The sequence below is a fragment of the Leptospira perdikensis genome (genome assembly GCF_004769575.1).
Taxonomy (GTDB): domain Bacteria; phylum Spirochaetota; class Leptospiria; order Leptospirales; family Leptospiraceae; genus Leptospira_A; species Leptospira_A perdikensis.
Genome location: NZ_RQGA01000013.1, coordinates 230,566 through 246,770, shown reverse-complemented (window position 1 = coordinate 246,770; position 16,205 = coordinate 230,566). Strand labels below are relative to the sequence as shown.

At 38.6% G+C, this 16,205-nt stretch carries 13 protein-coding genes; 7 read left to right on the top strand and 6 right to left on the bottom strand.

Annotated elements, in window-relative coordinates; genetic code table 11:
• Window positions 1–107: 107 nt before the first annotated feature.
• Window positions 108–3,335, bottom strand: a complete 3,228-nt coding sequence (locus EHQ49_RS12095) for a SpoIIE family protein phosphatase (protein ID WP_135579730.1) — start codon at window positions 3,333–3,335, stop codon at window positions 108–110.
• Between the two features lie 122 nt (window positions 3,336–3,457).
• Complete coding sequence (gene mpl36, locus EHQ49_RS12090; RefSeq protein ID WP_135579728.1) at window positions 3,458–4,339, bottom strand: RlpA family plasminogen-binding lipoprotein MPL36; 882 nt, start codon at window positions 4,337–4,339, stop codon at window positions 3,458–3,460.
• A gap of 107 nt (window positions 4,340–4,446) precedes the next feature.
• Between mpl36 and EHQ49_RS12085 the strand changes: the two genes are divergently transcribed.
• Together EHQ49_RS12085 and EHQ49_RS12080 are read left to right on the top strand one after the other, a co-directional pair.
• A complete protein-coding gene (locus EHQ49_RS12085) occupies window positions 4,447–5,352 on the top strand; it encodes a tetratricopeptide repeat protein (RefSeq protein WP_135579726.1) in 906 nt (301 codons plus the stop codon).
• A gap of 1 nt (window position 5,353) precedes the next feature.
• Complete coding sequence (locus EHQ49_RS12080) at window positions 5,354–6,277, top strand: tetratricopeptide repeat protein (protein ID WP_135579724.1); 924 nt, start codon at window positions 5,354–5,356, stop codon at window positions 6,275–6,277.
• 35 nt (window positions 6,278–6,312) lie between these two features.
• Here EHQ49_RS12080 and folP read toward each other — a convergent pair whose 3' ends face one another.
• Entirely contained in the window at window positions 6,313–7,128 is an 816-nt protein-coding gene (folP, locus tag EHQ49_RS12075) for a dihydropteroate synthase (protein ID WP_135579722.1), read from the bottom strand.
• Window positions 7,129–7,222: 94 nt separating this feature from the next.
• Here folP and EHQ49_RS12070 point away from each other — a divergent pair, with 94 nt between their 5' ends.
• From EHQ49_RS12070 to EHQ49_RS12050, 5 genes are read left to right on the top strand one after another with little or no spacing between them, the layout of a single operon-like run.
• Entirely contained in the window at window positions 7,223–9,235 is a 2,013-nt protein-coding gene (locus EHQ49_RS12070; RefSeq protein WP_135579720.1) for an OmpA family protein, read from the top strand.
• Between the two features lie 2 nt (window positions 9,236–9,237).
• Window positions 9,238–10,362: a DUF1577 domain-containing protein gene (locus EHQ49_RS12065; RefSeq protein WP_135579718.1), complete on the top strand. Its 1,125-nt coding sequence runs from the start codon at window positions 9,238–9,240 to the stop codon at window positions 10,360–10,362.
• 27 nt (window positions 10,363–10,389) lie between these two features.
• On the top strand, window positions 10,390–11,703 hold the full coding sequence (gene hisS / locus EHQ49_RS12060) for a histidine--tRNA ligase (RefSeq protein WP_135579716.1): 1,314 nt from the start codon (window positions 10,390–10,392) through the stop codon (window positions 11,701–11,703).
• Window positions 11,700–12,233: a phosphatase PAP2 family protein gene (locus tag EHQ49_RS12055; protein ID WP_135579715.1), complete on the top strand. Its 534-nt coding sequence runs from the start codon at window positions 11,700–11,702 to the stop codon at window positions 12,231–12,233. The genes hisS and EHQ49_RS12055 overlap by 4 nt, the downstream gene beginning before the upstream one ends.
• A complete protein-coding gene (locus EHQ49_RS12050) occupies window positions 12,230–13,135 on the top strand; it encodes a lysophospholipid acyltransferase family protein (RefSeq protein WP_135579713.1) in 906 nt (301 codons plus the stop codon). Before EHQ49_RS12055 ends, EHQ49_RS12050 begins: the two co-directional genes overlap by 4 nt.
• Window positions 13,136–13,195: 60 nt before the next feature.
• Here EHQ49_RS12050 and EHQ49_RS12045 read toward each other — a convergent pair whose 3' ends face one another.
• The 3 genes from EHQ49_RS12045 to EHQ49_RS12035 are packed head-to-tail and all read right to left on the bottom strand — an operon-like array spanning window position 13,196 to window position 16,193.
• Window positions 13,196–14,323: a Re/Si-specific NAD(P)(+) transhydrogenase subunit alpha gene (locus tag EHQ49_RS12045; protein ID WP_135579711.1), complete on the bottom strand. Its 1,128-nt coding sequence runs from the start codon at window positions 14,321–14,323 to the stop codon at window positions 13,196–13,198.
• Between the two features lies 1 nt (window position 14,324).
• Window positions 14,325–15,257, bottom strand: coding sequence for a UDP-glucuronic acid decarboxylase family protein (locus tag EHQ49_RS12040; RefSeq protein ID WP_135579709.1), 933 nt, complete (start codon window positions 15,255–15,257; stop codon window positions 14,325–14,327).
• Between the two features lie 57 nt (window positions 15,258–15,314).
• Window positions 15,315–16,193 carry a M50 family metallopeptidase gene (locus EHQ49_RS12035; protein ID WP_425269861.1) on the bottom strand — a complete coding sequence of 293 codons (879 nt, stop codon included), beginning with the start codon at window positions 16,191–16,193 and terminating at the stop codon, window positions 15,315–15,317.
• Window positions 16,194–16,205: the final 12 nt, after the last annotated feature.

Below are 16,205 nucleotides of genomic sequence, written 5' to 3'. Positions count from 1 at the left end.
TGATAAAAAATAAAAGGATTATGTTTCTTTTTCGATAGGAACTCCCCGTTAGAGTATTTCTAACAGAGAGGTGAAGAAAAGGTGGAGGGCTTAAGTACTAACCTCAATTAATTGAGGCTAGTCGCTTTTTCTAACAACTTAGAAAGTTTGAGAACGTTTTTATTTGTTGGATCAATTGATTGTGCTCGAGTTACATAAGTAACAGCACGGTCTACGTTTCCAAGTAATCGACTAACGTCTGCAAGGTTGATTAGATTTTGAAAATTTTCAGAATCATACTTCAGAGCTTCCTGTGCGGCTTTCAGTGCACTTTCGTAATTTCCGAGTTTTTTCTCAGACATTGCTAAGTAATACCAGTATTCTCCTGAACCTTCGTTTTCTTTTAAGAACTCGGTTAGAACTTTTGCAGCGATATCGTATTCTTTACCTTTATAACTGACAAGACCAAGAAACTTGTTTAGTTTTTGGTTGGTTGGATCGCCAAGGAAGGCTTTTTTCATAACCGTGATGGCCCTTTCGATTTCTCCATTTTGATAGAGAACTTTTCCTTCTTCGAATGCTCCTGAGGTTGTAAGGGCTTCATCCCAATCGTCGCCTGGAGTGTCGAAAAAATCATCTACAGGTTGTTGTGATAGATCACCTTTTTCTGGAGAATGGTGGACTGGAGATTTTTCACTTTTGAAAACTAAGCTCAGCATGGAGATATCATCCGTAACATCTCCCGTTTTTTTTACGAGTTTTTCTACTTCATAAATATCGCCGTCAGCTTGTTCAATAAATCGTAAAACCATTGTTTCATCTTCATTGATGGTTCTTACGTCTTCATCAGGAGTTAAGTCAATATCGTCACGTCCATCGGAACCAAGAATTAATTGGTCACCAGGAAGGAGTTGGAAGGTTTGTACTTCAAAAGGATATTCAGAATCCAAGCCTAGTTTTCGAAGTTTTAATTCCTCTTCAATAAAACTAGCCTTACCATCTCGATAAAGAATACTGTAAGGGTGTTCTGCGTTGAAATACCAAATTTTCCCACTTTCATCATCAATCAACATTACCGTTGCAGAGATAACCATGGTCCCGCTGAAAGATTTGAATACTGCGTTGACTTCTTCGTATACGTCTGTTAGCCATTCTTCAGGTGTACGATTGAGAATTCTTTTGTTACCAGCGGAACGAGCCATGATAGAGTTCATAACAACACCCATCACCAAAGACCCACCAGCACCTTGCATGGATTTTCCCATAGCGTCACCGTTCATCACCATAGTGTAACGATGGAAATCATCAGGTTTTCCTAACTTTAGGTTTCCTGTAATACAAATATCACCACCAAGATCTCCAGTTTTATTACGGAATTCAAAGGTTTTCTTTTGATGAACAAAGAAGTCACATCGAATGTTATCAGACTTGTTTGCGTTAAAAAATAGAGGTTTCGCAAGTAAAGATGTAAGGAAGTAGTCACCATCTTGTTGTACTTTCAAACGATGGATCTCATCCATTTTCTCTTGAAGTTCTTTGGTACGTTCCTTCACTTTTTCTTCCAAGTTTTCTGCATAATCTTGGAGTTCTCTTCTGGCATCGCGAATGGAGGACACCATTCCATTGAATGATTCAGCCAGATATCCAATTTCATCATTTACTTTGATAGGAACTTCTACTTCTAAATTTCCTTGGTTTACTTTCTCTACCCCAGCAAGTAAGGCGTAAAGCGGATTGACTAGTGCTGATCGAAAGAACAGTGGGAATATAATAAGTAACACGAACATCACGATGGCAAGGATGATAAGTTCTAACTTCGCAGACTTGTGCATATAAGCACGATAATCGCGGTAATTAAAACCAACTTCTCTATTGATTTTTTTCTTCGCATCGTAAGTCATGTAAGCAATGTAATGCGAAACTCCATCTAAATCTTTTCTATAATGTCTTGTTAAATCCGGTTTGAAATAACGGAAGAACTTCAACATTTCGACTCGAAGATCCCTTCCTGAAATTTCTTTACCGTCCCATTTACAATCATCCACATGTTTGAGAATAGCGTCACGGAAACTGTCGACGTTTTTAACTTTTTCGACGTATTTGACGCCTTCTTCGCAAAACTGATCTGGTAAAATATCACCGAGTTTGTTTGTGTTGATAAAGGTTCTACGATTGAGTTTTTCAATGAGTTTGGAAACTTCTGACTTTAGTTCTGCTCCTTCTGAATCTGGATTTTCATCCAAAAACTGTAGGATGGCATTCTTATAACCTTCAAAGTAATATGGAGTTTTTGTTAAACTTGTTTTGAGAGCATTTCTATAATCTACTTCATCAATCTTTACAACTTCATCATACAAAGCCGTGTTATAAAGATCAGCTTGTACGAGAGGTAAATCTACATTTACGGAAGAAGGAAGGTAGGCCTTTTTTAGGTTTTGATTGGAGAGATCGTATTCAATAACGAATAAAATGTCCTTGGAACGTTCTCCTCCTTCTGCAGCTCGAAGTGCCTTTTGGATGGCAGTACTGTCATAAGATGTTTCTTTTTCTTGGTCTACCAAGTAACTGAACGCTTGCATGATGAGTAGGATGGTTACAAAGGAAATACCTACAATTTTTGCCATGAAGGTAGTTCGTTCACTACTATTGTTGATAAAGGTAATTGTAATAATGAAAAAGGTTAAAGTGAAAAGTAATACAAGTGCTGTGAGGTAAGTGGAACGTTCCATTGCACCATCACGACTCATAACGTTTGTAATGTTTGGAACAATAGCGGCAATTAAAGCCGCAATCAACATAATTAAAAGAGTGCCACGTTTGTCTCGTTTTAGATGAAACAATCGATAACCTGGCAGAACCATAAAGTTGATAAACGAGTAGGCAGCAATAAAGAAACTTAAGATTCTACTTGCACCTTCAGAATTAAAATCCCAGTGGTGGGCAGTGAAATGATATTTTCTTTCCCCTTGGGATACAGTGACTAAAAACCACAAAACAACAACGATTGCAACAGCGTGAAGGATGCCTAGGATGATGTTGGCTGCTTTTGGGTTTTCGTTATCAGGAAAACGGAAGAAGAACTGACCAAAATGGATGATTCCAAAGAGAATGATTCCACCGGTGATCCAACGATGGTAGGATGCGATCGGATGGTAGTAAAATGCTCCTAAAAGGTATCCAAACTGGAATAAACCCAAAAACAAACAGGCTAGAGCCATGTGTTTGGTTGCGACAGTTTTGTCTTTCAGTGAGAAGAAGAATGTAGTCAAGACCGCAAGGAGGACAGTGACAATTAAACTACCGAATGTATAATAATTTGTTAGTATGTGGTCAACGGATAATATGCTTTCACTCATAGGGTCTTCTAGTTGCTAATTTAATACGAAATCGTAACAGGCGGAAATGCGAAATCAATTCATTTTCCAACCTTCCCGAGCAAATCGGCAAGATAGCCATTTGCCCGGTCGGATGGGGGAAACTAACGATTTGCGATAAAACAATCAATCCCATCGTATTTCAATTTTGATTTGAGAGATTCTGCTTTGGTGCGGTCTGCAAAATCCCCAACTTGAACTACGAACTTTCCATCTCTAGGAGTTACGAACACGGATTGGTTGTATTCAGATTTCATATTTTCTTGGTATTTCAATGCTCTTTCTTTTTCCTGGAACACTCCCACTTGAACCGTAAAACCTTTTCCTGCAGCAATTGGCTTCACTGCACCAGGTTTGACAGGTGTGAGTTTTTCTGGTTTTGCAGGGGCATCATCCAGAAGGTCGGAATCATCCAAATCATCACCTAAATCATCCTCACCTTTTTTGAGAACTTTGATTCCGACTTTGGTAATCCCTTTATCCTTAAACTCTAATAGTTCTGCAGTTTTTTCAGATACATCCACAATACGTTCATCTACAAATGGACCGCGATCGTTGATTCGAACCACTGCTTCTTTATTGTTTTCTAAATTTTGGATTTTGATCACACTTCCAATCGGGAGTGTTCTATGAGCACCCGTCATTTTCATTCGATCAAATGGTTCGCCACTGGCAGTGGGGCGACCTTGAAATTTTTGTCCATACCAGGATGATAAACCAACTTCATCAAACTGGTCGGCTGGTTTTTTCACAGGGATAGCAGTGGCAACAGGAGTTGCCGTTTTTGCATTGGAATCTAAATCGTCAATGATGGATCGAGCCACTGGGTCTTCCGACTTAGTTTGACTCGTCGGTTTTGACTTCCCTGAACGTTCAAAAAAAATATCTTCCGGATCTCCGGAAGCGCTATAATCTCTTCGGGTGGCATCAGCAGAACTGCAGGACACCAGCCACAATACAATGGATATAAGTATGAGTCTTTGCATAACTTTCCCCTTCCTCTGGACTCTTGTGTGTACCTTTCGGAAGGTTTTTCCATTCTCGTGATAAATTTTCTCAGTGGAGATTCGTTTCTGAAACGATAATGGCTAGTATGGCGCAAGAAATTCAATCCTTGTTCAATGAAGCGGTCCGTTTGGAGCGAAATGGTGAATGGGATCGTGCTGAAATCCAATACAAAGTTTTATTGGAAAAGGATCCAAATTACCATTTGGCCTTACAAAATTTGGGAGTCATTTACGCCAAACAAGGGAAACATGCAGATGCCATTCCTTTGTTTTCTAAAGCATACAAACTCCATGCCAACGTTAAAAACTGTTACAACCTCGCTGTTTCCTTGTACAAACATGAAGAAACAGAAAAAGCCGTTAGTTTTCTAAAACAAACTTTAACCTTTGAAAAAAAATTCATTTCGGCTCATTTGTTACTCGCTCAAGCCTATCAGAAGTTAGGTAACGATGAAAAAACTGAAGTTTATCTCAATAATGTCATTAAAATCGAACCAGACCATAAATCAGCTTTAGGAGGGCTTGCGATGTTTTATTACGAAAGGAATCGTTTTCCAGAAAGTTTAAAAATGATTGAACGTTACTTGATTCTGTATCCCGGAAATGCTCAATTAAAAATCATCCAATCGGAAATCCTTGCCAAACAAGGAAATTACAAAGCATCGGCCACTTTACTCACCACAATGGTGAAAGAGGATGTGGGATTTACAAATTTTAATGAAAGTCTGCATGCAGCTTGGCAAGAAGAAGATGGGGTTGCTCATGAAAGTTTGGTTCGGATCCAATCGAAGGCCAAAAAGAAACTCAAAGAGTTCCAAACCAAATTAGAACTTTCCAAAGAGAATCCAGAAGAGTTTTCTCCCCCAGATGCTCAGGAAGCTTTGGATTTAAGTTTGTTATATCTTTTCAACGGCAATCCGGAAAAAGCGATGCAATATTTGGTATTTGCTCAAAAGATGAAGGAAAAGACAGACCCAGACAGGCCATCCTAGATTGAAATTTCGTATTATATACATCTTATACCTTTGTTCTATTTTGATTTCATTGGGGTGCAGATATCCCATCGCAAAACAAGATGAATTAGAATCTGATACTTTATTTTTGGAAGTGACCAACGCAAAAGCAAGCGATTGTAATGCGGAAGGCATACGATTGTCTAAGTCCGTGCAACTTGACCAAGCAGAATCGGTTTGGGACAAGTGTATTCAAACCAATCCGAATGAAGTTTCCGTACATTTGAACCGACTTCGATTTTACTTTTTGTTAGATGAATTCGAAATTTTAAAAGAAAAGGTCGCGAAGGAAGGTCCCTCACGTTCCTCCGTTACATACACGACGATTTTAAAAGAACTAGAAATCCGTTTGAGAAACGAAGAAAAAATCGTTTTGTTAGATGCGTTATCTAGAGTGAAGGGTTGGGAATTATATGCATATGAGGAACTAGCCAATTACTACATACAAACAGGTAATTTTGTTTATGCAGAAGGTTATTTGAATCAAATCTTAGAAGTGGTTCCCTTCCATGAAAATGCCCTGTATGGAATGGCGGACATCCAAGTACAAAAAAATAATTGGTATAGTTTGTTAGATTATGCAAAATCTCTAGAGATTGCCGCTAAAAAGAATAAAGAATTTCATTTTTATTTTGTAAAAGCTAACTATGAATTAGGTCGTTACGAAGAGGCTTTGAAATGGGCGGAATCAGCTACTGCTAGCGAAAAGACCCAAATCGGATTTTTAGAAGTTTGGCGAGATACCTTACTTGTTTTAAAAGACTTTCCCAAATGGGATGGGCTTTTGCCTTACTATCGTAAGGCGGTCGAAAAAGGATATGCGGTTCCCGAGTCGGTTTTTTTTCCTACTTTGTCAAAAGAGGGAAAGGATATTCGGAAGGCTTCTCGTTCGGGAAGAAGTTAAAGAAAGAAATATTCTTTCTTTAAGATTTTTTTCAATCATTCCATTTCCTGACATAAATTCCAAACTTTTTCCGCTTGTCTCAACTTAAGCACGTTATGCGTCCGAATGAAGGGAACTTTGTATAGTAATAAATGGATTTCACAGGCTAAAGTGGCAAATTCTCTATCCGGGATTGGTAAATCACCCAATACATTTCCTAGGAATGATTTTCTGGAAACTCCTACCATCAGTTGGGGGAATTCTAGTTTGAGGATTTCTAACTCTTGTAAAACTCGAAAGGAAACCATTGGATTTTCGCTGAGAAAAAAACCCATACCCGGATCATAGTGGAGTGCCGATTCCGGTATTTCCATAGCGAGTAAGTCCGAACGGCGGTCTCTAAAAAAAGCTTGGATCTTTCTCACTACTTTTTCAGGTGTAAGATCTGATTTATGTTTCGCTATATTTCTGTTATGCGAATGCATAATGATGAGTTTTAGTTCTGGGTGTTTTTGAATGGCTGATTTTAAAAAACTTCGATCACCTTCATAAGTGAAACCAGTGATATCGTTAATACAACGAACCCCTGCCTCAATTCCTTTTTTCTGAACGGCAGGTCGGAAACTATCCAAACTGATGCGGACTCCCTTGGGAACAAAATGACGAATTACAGGTTCGACTCGTTTCCATTCCTCTTCTTCAGAAACTAACGCAGCATCGATGTTAGAGGATTGACCCGATACATCTAACCAATCAGCCCCCTCTTGCAAAAGTTTATTTCCTTGTTCAATTGCGTCGTCTGGGTTAAGGAATTTTCCCCCGTCGCTAAACGAGTCTGTTGTAATGTTTAAGATTCCGAAGATTTCGGCCATGAATGAGAAGGATTATCAGTTCACCTCCCCCTAAAAGCCTTATTTTTCCCTTGGCAGAAAATTCCGATTGGCCGATACATAGGAGAGACGGCAGATGAAAAAATTCCTTATTTCCTTAATCATTTCGGCATTTCCCCTCCTGGCGCAGCCTTTACCGAAAGTGAAGGATGTAAGGTTTTACCAGCCACTCAACACACAAAATGTGGAATACAATCCCATCATTTCTCCAACAGGTCGATATCTGGTGTTCCAGTCGAACCGTCCGGGAGGTGAGGGGGGAATGGATATTTGGATTTCGGAAAATTTAAGTTTTCCCGACCGAATGAAATTGCCGGTTTGGTCTCCTCCTAAGAACTTTCGGGAATTAAATACAACGAATTTTGAAGGTATGTTTTCTATCCTCTTTGATGAAGAGGAAAAACCGTACGAACTGTACTTTACTTCTGTTCGAGATAAAACCCAAGCGGACCCCAAAAAAAATCGAGAAGGTTATGACGGTCTCAATTTATATTATACAAAAATAAATCAAAGAACTGGACTTTGGTCTGTTCCCATCCATCTGAACGAAGTCAGTTCACATTTTGAGGATAAAATGCCTGCTGTTTCACCTGATGGATGTTCTATGGTGTTTTCGTCTAATCGCCCAGGAGGACTTGGGGGTTTTGATCTCTGGATTTCTAAAAGAGAACCCACGACAGGAACAAAAGAAATCAGTCCAGATAAACCTAAAATTACTTGTAGAGATGGGGTCTGGCAAAAACCGATTTCGATGGGAACTGTCATTAACACAAAAGATGATGAAATTAGCCCCAATTACCATTGGGATGGCTTACGATTGTATTTCAGTTCGAATCGCGGTGATAAAAATCGTAAATTTAGTTTTTACTATAGTGAATACAATGAGTTACAAAATAGTTTTGAAACTCCCGTTTTGTTAGGATCTCCGTTTAATACCAAACAACAATTGTCAGGCGAATCTACTGGATTCCCTTTTGATACACCTGCTGATTATTCCACCTACAGTCTTTGGGAAGAAAGTGATAACGAAGGTATATCTGTTACCTTTGATGATTTATGGTTTTATTTCTCTTCCAACCGTCCGGGTGGAGAAGGCCAATTTGATATTTATAGAACGATGGTTCCTGAAGACCTACGTCGCAGTTATGAATTTGTATTCCGAGGGCTTGTACTCGATGGATCAGAAGCCATAATGATTGGTCTTGATTCGACTCTAAAAATTTATGATGAGACAAGACCCATTCAAGTGATCACTTCCAAACGGATTGGAGGAGATTTGTCCATTGCTGATGCGGAGAACTTTCGTACAACCATCAAAACAGGGAAATTGTATCGAGTGGAAGTTTCTTCTCCCGGATTTCATCCCACGGAAGTACTTTTGGATTTGAGGGGAAATGTGGGGAAAAATAAAGAACAATACTCACAGATCATTTTACAACCGATCCGCCCGATTAAAGAAGAACGACCTGATAAAACCATCCAAGGAATTCGTTTCATTGTCAAAGATAGGAAAACGGATCTTGTCATTCCTAACGCTATTTGTTATTACTTTGATGACTTAACTCGTAAAGGAAAATCTCTAGAAGCAAAAGATGCACGATTTGATTTAGATAAATCTCCTACGATGGATTTCGAAATTTTGGTAAGAGCCAAAGGATATAAAGAGGAAACCTTCCTCTTTTCCAAAGATAAAATTTCTGGAATGGAAGGGAAAGAAACCGTTCTTTATCTTAGAAATTTAAATGATTTTGACAATTTGTATAATACAATTATTTATTTCCCATTCAACGAACGGGTATTGAGTGATGAAGATAAGAAAAAATTGGATCTTTTTGCCGACTTCCTTATCCATCATAAGAACGAAAAAGTTGAAATTGGTGGACATACTGATAATATAGGGAATAAAGAATACAACATTAGCTTAAGCGAGGATAGAGCGCTTTCTGTTTATCAATACATGCGATTAAAAGGTGTTCCTAAGGAACGAATGAAGGTTCAGGCCTATCATTATTCCCAACCGATTGCAGAGAATGAAACGGAAGAAGGACGATCTCGCAATAGACGTGTGAATTTCAAAAAAATAGACTAGTTATGATCAATCGTGTTAAAATTCATTTCGACCAAGAAAGAGAGTATCTTCCGTTAGAAGCGGTACGTGCTTTACCTGAATTTTTTAAACAAATGATGGCTGGGAATGGATTGTTTCTCAAAGGATACGACACTCCGATTCGAGTAAAGTTCAAAGGGGAGAGACCGGATGGGGCACATATCTGGGAACTAGAAACAGTTCCAGAATTAATCGAAACTATTTTTTCCGTACAAGCAACTCCTGGATTTCATGTTGAGGTCGATTATGAACTGATCAACCAAAAGGACAACCTCCTTCTCGGAAAAATTATCGATCGTAGACAAACTTATGCTACAAGACAAGATCCTAGAAATGAGAAAGTTCGCGGTAATGCAGTAGCTTCAAACTTTTTAGTCGCTAAAACAAATATTGATTTTTCTAAACTAACTGGCGTTAGTTCACAGGTGATTCTTTCTGATATCCAGCGAACGGTTTTAAAAAATTACCCACAATCAAAAGTGGTCTTTCTTTCTGGGTCAACCCACAGCGATGAAATTGATTTGATGAAGGAACATAAAAAACCAATTTTTATATTAGATACAGAAACTTTTGAATCCTTTCCTTCGGAGGATGTATTCGATCCTAAAAAAACATTTGAAGATGATTTTTTATTGGATGATAAAATTCAAGAGTACAAAAAGAAAAAAATCGGCTCCTATATTTATTACCCGTTATTTATCCAAATGAAAGATATGCATTTTTTTGCATATCTTTCATTTGAAACCGAAAGATCAGGTATCCCAGGCGAAGTACTGGATTTGTTTAAAGAGGTTGAACGTACGTTTCAAGAAAGAATTATGGACTCAAATACCCATATTCTTGATATCAAACAAAACGTTCTCAACGTTTCCCGAGGTGGAGTCGCCTTGGAAGTTAACGATATGGAAATTATCAAAGCACTGAAAGTGAAACCTACATTTACTTTAGATATTAACTTTAAATTACAGGCACCGATCCGAATGGCAATTGAACTACGCCATCTGGAAGAGGTGAATGACTATTTTAGGTTGGGTGGAAGGATCACAGGTGTCAGCGGAGATAAAAAAGCCAAAGAGATTTACCATAGTCTAATTGAATTTTTTGCCTAATCTGCGCAAGCTTCCAAGGGCCATACATTGAAAGAACAAAAACTAACTACAGAAAACTATAAAGGCACTCGGGATTTTTATCCTGAGGATATGCGCCTTCGAAACTACTTATTTTCGGTGATGAAAGATGTCGCCAGGTCTTATGGATACGAAGAGTATGATGGACCTATGGTCGAGTCTTTGGATTTATATAGAGCTAAAACTGGTGAAGAAATTGTAGGTAAACAAATTTACAATTTTGTTGATAAGGGAGATCGCGAGGTAGCGATTCGTCCTGAAATGACACCGACTGTTGCAAGGATGGTGGCAAAAAAATTACGTGATCTTCCTCGACCCATTCGTTGGTTTTCCATTCCTAACCTTTGGCGATACGAACAACCAGGCCTTGGACGCCTTCGGGAACATTGGCAATTGAATGTGGATATGTTTGGTGTGACAAGCCAAAGAGCTGAATTGGAGATTTTGTCTTTAGCTTGCGATATACTTTTTGCCTTTGGCGCACCGAGAAATAGTTTTAAAGTTACCATTTCTCATAGGTCACTTCTCGATGAGTTTTTGTTAGATGGTTTAAAGGTAAGTCCAAACCAAGCACATGAAGTTTCAAAAATTTTAGACAAAAAAAACAAAATCACCGAAGACGAATATATTGCTCTAGTTTCGAAAACAATTCCGAACGATCCAACGGCTGTGTCGAAGATTAATTTGTTCTTAGCTGCGACAACTGATACATTGAATCAAATTCCGGGGATCAAAGACGAAACTTTAAATGCAATTCGTACTTTGTTTGAGGATCTTAAAACAATAGGATTGAATGACATTGTTTATTTTGATCCGTCAGTGGTTCGTGGGTTTGATTATTATACAGGTTTTATCTTTGAAATTTTTGATACCTCTCCGCAAAACAAACGTTCATTGTATGGTGGTGGAAGGTATGATAATTTAATTGGATTATTCTCCAATGAAGAACTTTCTGGAATTGGATTTGGACTTGGTGACGTAACTCTTCAGAATTTTTTGACCGCACATAACTTGTTACCGAATTTTTCCAGTGACTCGACAGTTTATATTCCGCTATTGGATGAGACTTCTTTTTCAGAGAATCATAACTTTGCCAGAGAACTCCGAAAGGAAAAAATTGCTACGGAGGTTTCTTTAGTTTCTCAAAAGATGGGAAAACAACTTTCTTATGCAGAAAAAAAGGGATACCGGTGGATTTTACTTCGTGGAGAAGATGAAATTAAAGCAGGAACAGTCACTCTGAAAGACATGGCAACTCGTAACCAATGGAGTTTTTCTTTTTCTGAAGCACTTCAAAAGATAAAAGAAGAGCTCTCTAAATGAATTTGATTTCTGCCATTGATTTAAAATTATCTATTTGGATTCAAAAGAACTTACACCACCCGAAACTTAGTTGGGTTTTGTCCCGAGTCAATCGCGGGGAAATGTTTGCGCTTGTATTGTTGCCACTTATGTTTCTAAGTGATCTTTACAAACCGGTTTACTTTAGTTTACCTTTTGTTTTGATTTTCACTTACCTTACAGATCGTTTGGTTTTGGTTTTGAAAAAATACTTCGCCAGAAAACGTCCTCTTGTCAGTGTTATGGGAAAAGTGGATTCCAATCCTGATATGAAACATTCGTTTCCTTCTGCACATAGTGCCAATTCGATTGTTGTATCGACGATTTTGGTATTTGCTTTTCACGAAACTCCCTATTTCTTTTTTTTCAGTTTGTTTGCCGGTGTGGGTAGATTAATCACCTTACACCATTTTGTAAGTGATATTGTGGGAGGATGGATCATTGGTTTTGGAATTGGACTTATTGCAGTTCTTTTTCATTATTATCTTTGGTCTTATTGTTTAACACTATGAAACATATTGGATATTTTTTCTCGTTTTTAATTGTTTATTTGTTCTATTTTCCTTTTAAGATTCTTCCATATAAGTGGTGTTTGTCGTATGGAATTTTTTTAACCAAACTTCTTTATCCACTTGATAAAAAACACCAAAAGGTTGCGGCCGATAACATCCGTTTCGCATTTCCAGACTATTCTGAAGACCAAATTCAAAATTTAGTGAAAGCTCATTATCGACATTTGGGTATCTTACTAGCTCATACACTTTGGGCTCCGCGAATGACAAAAAAATGGTTAGATGAAAATTTGATCATTGATTCAGAAAGTCTTCAAATAGAAGAAGAAACTAAAAAACAAGGAGTGGGAGTGATTTTGATTTCTGGTCACTTTGGAACTTGGGAAATTTTAGTTCAATTTTTGGGAATCAGAATGAAGGGCGGTGGGATCTATAAAAAAGTAAGAAATCCCTTTGTCGACCAGTTACTTCGTCGGATGCGTTCCAAAAATGGTGTAGTTCTTGTTCCTGTACAAGAATCGACACAAGTGATCAAACTTTTGAAACAAGGTTATTGGATTGGATTTGGTGCTGATCAGAATGCAGGAAAGGCAGGGATTTTTGTTCCCTTTATGAATCGGCAAGCATCTACTTTTGTTGGTCCGGCTCTTATGGCTTACTTAACTGGAGCTAAAATGTTGTATTATTCTGTGTTAGCTGGCACAGATGGTAAGGTGATCGTTCGAGTTAAGGATTTGGGTTTTGTGGATAAAAAACTTTATCCATCAAAAGATGATGTGATTCGGCATTATACAGAACTTTGGACAAAAACTTTGGAAGAAGAAGTAAAGTTGTTTCCGGAGCAATACTTTTGGGTCCACCGTCGTTGGAGAACCCAACCGCAAGTTACCGAAAACAATTAATAATCGAAAGACAAAGATTAGAAATTTAAAAATCTAATCTTTGTCTATTACTTCTCGGAATTACTCTCCGAGAAGTGCTAAAGTAGGTTTGTGACGAACCACTCCATTTTCTGCAATCATACAAGCATTGATGATTTCATCTTCTAAGTTGATGTTGAATTGTTTTTCTTTATTCACAAAAAGTTTTAGGAAGTTCACAATGTTCTTTGCATACATTTTACTTGCGTCCATTGGTTGGGTACTTTGCAGATTAGAATTTCCAATCACAGTGATCCCTTTATAAACGATAGTTTTATCATTTTCTGTAATTTCACAGTTACCACCATTGACTGCAGCTAAGTCAACAATGACTGAACCTTGTCTCATTGTATCTACCATTTCTTTGGTGATGAGTACTGGTGCTTTTTTTCCAGGAATAAGAGCTGTAGTAATGATGATATCTGCTTTTTCAGCAAATTTCGCAATTGCTTCTTTTTGCCGACGTTGGTAGTCTTCTGATTGTACAACCGCATAACCACCGGTATTCGATGCATCCGCAGCACCTTCAACTTCCACAAATTTGGCTCCAAGAGACATACATTGTTCTTTCACTTCAGGTCTTGTATCAAATACATCTACCACTGCTCCTAATCGGCGAGAAGTTGCAATGGCTTGTAAACCAGCAACACCAGCACCTAGAATGAGGACTCTTGCAGGTGTGATAGTTCCAGCAGCTGTTGTTAACATTGGAAAAAAACGACTGTAGTTGGAAGCCGCAAGTAAAACAGCTTTGTATCCAGAAACGGTTGCTTGGCTACTGAGAACGTCCATGGACTGTGCACGTGTGATTCGTGGAATGGTATCCATAGAGAAAATTTTGAAAGAAGCATTTGCGATTTCTTTTACTTTTTTGGGGAAAGCAAGAGGGGAGAGAGTTGCGATGTAGATTTTATCTTTTCCAATCTTTTTGGCACTTGCTTCATCCAATGTATGGATAGATACCACGATGTCAGATCCAGAAAGAATTGCATCTCTTGATTCTACTGTAGCACCAACATCTTTATAATCTTTGTCGGAGAAATATGCATTGTCCCCTGCAGTTGTTTCAACTGAAACAGTAAAACCTAACTTTTTCAAAGGTTCGACAACGTCCGGAGTGATTGCCACTCGGTTTTCATAAGATGGTTCTTTGATTACGCCTATTTTCATTTTATACTCTTTTGCTAAAATATTCGATGGTTTTTTTTACGCCTTCCACTAACGGAACGGTCGTTGAATAATTCAATTTTTCTTTCGCCAAACTCAAGTTTGGTTTTCTTCTCGTTGGGTCATCTTGCGGAAGTGGTAGGTAAATGATTTTTGATTTACTTCCCGTTTCTTTGATCACAAGTTCAGCCAATTCCTTTACAGTAAATTCGCCTTCATTGCCCAAGTTTACTGGCCCTATGAAATTTTCTGTATTCATCATAGTAATGATCCCACGAGCTAAATCATCTACATAACAGAAGGAACGAGTTTGACTTCCGTCGCCGTAAATAGTAATGTTTTCTCCACGTAACGCTTGTACAATGAAGTTACTCACCACACGACCGTCGTCAGGAATCATTCTTGGACCATAAGTATTAAAAATACGGATCACTCGGATGTCCACCCCATGTTGGCGGTGGTAGTCGAAACATAAAGTTTCAGCAACACGTTTTCCTTCATCGTAACAACTGCGGATTCCAATGGTATTCACATTTCCCCAATACGATTCTGTTTGCGGATGTTCGAGTGGGTTTCCGTACACTTCGGAAGTGCTGGCTTGTAAAATTCTTGCTTTCACTCGTTTAGCGAGCCCAAGCATATTCGTCATACCCAAAACATTTGTTTTGATCGTTTTAATGGGATTACTTTGGTAATGAACTGGGGAGGCAGGGCATGCCATATTGTAGATCTCGTCTACTTCCAATTTGATTGGATCCGTAATATCGTGTCGGATGAGTTCAAAATTTGGATTTGAGAGGAGGTGGTTTAAGTTTTCTTTTCGTCCGGTGTGGAAATTGTCCAATACGATGATTTGGTTCCCAGCGTTCAAAAGAGTTTCTGCCAGATGCGAACCGATGAATCCGGCTCCACCTGTGATTAGGATTCTTTTTGCCATTGAGATTCTATATTTATGAAGTCGGTGTCCTACGCAAATGAAAATTTGCGAGAAGCCTTAAGGACTGTTGTCTTTGGGAGGGAAGTCTTGGAACAAATTGGGGGGCAAAACGATCCCACTTTCAGGGTCCACCCCACGTTTTTCCAACCAAAGTTTTGCTTCGGGAGAAAGGTCACCTGGGAACCGTTCAAAACTTTCATCCATCTCAGGAAAATCATGGATTTCTTCATGGCTGAGGGAACTGCGTAGGGACATAAAAATGATCCCGATGCTTAGGAGGGACCAAAGGGTTGCAATCATGTATCCAAGCACCACAACAACGGTAGGAACTTCCTGATTTTGTAGGTCTTCCGGGCCAAGTCCTGCCATCCAAAAAGCAAGGATTCCAGCATCCGTTTCTGTTAATCTTTCTGCAAAATCAGAAAGATCGTATAAAGAATAAAGGGAGATACTTGTGCCTAAAAAAACTAAGGAAAGGATGGATATTGTTTCACCTAACATTCCGGCGACGAGAATTCCTACTCCCCAAAAGATCCCGGTAAAATAAGCAAGATCGCCCAGTTTGGAATACAATACGCTGACTGAGATGAGAAACAAACCAAACAAAATCATTGTTTGGCGAGCATGACGCCCTTGGAAACCTAAACGAAGTAAAAAAGCACCGACAAGGGAGGAACCAATGTATCCGGCTGAAACAACAAGAATAAAGGAACCACGAAAAGAAGCAGGAACGGCAATGGTTTCCCCACCTTCGTTTCCGTGAAGGGTTATCCCTTTCACAATTCCACCGCTAAATAGAGCGGCCGTTGCATGACAAATTTCATGGATGAGTACAACAAATTCTTTGAGATAAGATGTGAATTGGTGATCCCAAAACGCAACTAAACTCAAAATCAGAGATAGAAAAATGACAAACTTAACCGGTTTTTCTGCCATCATCAATTTGAA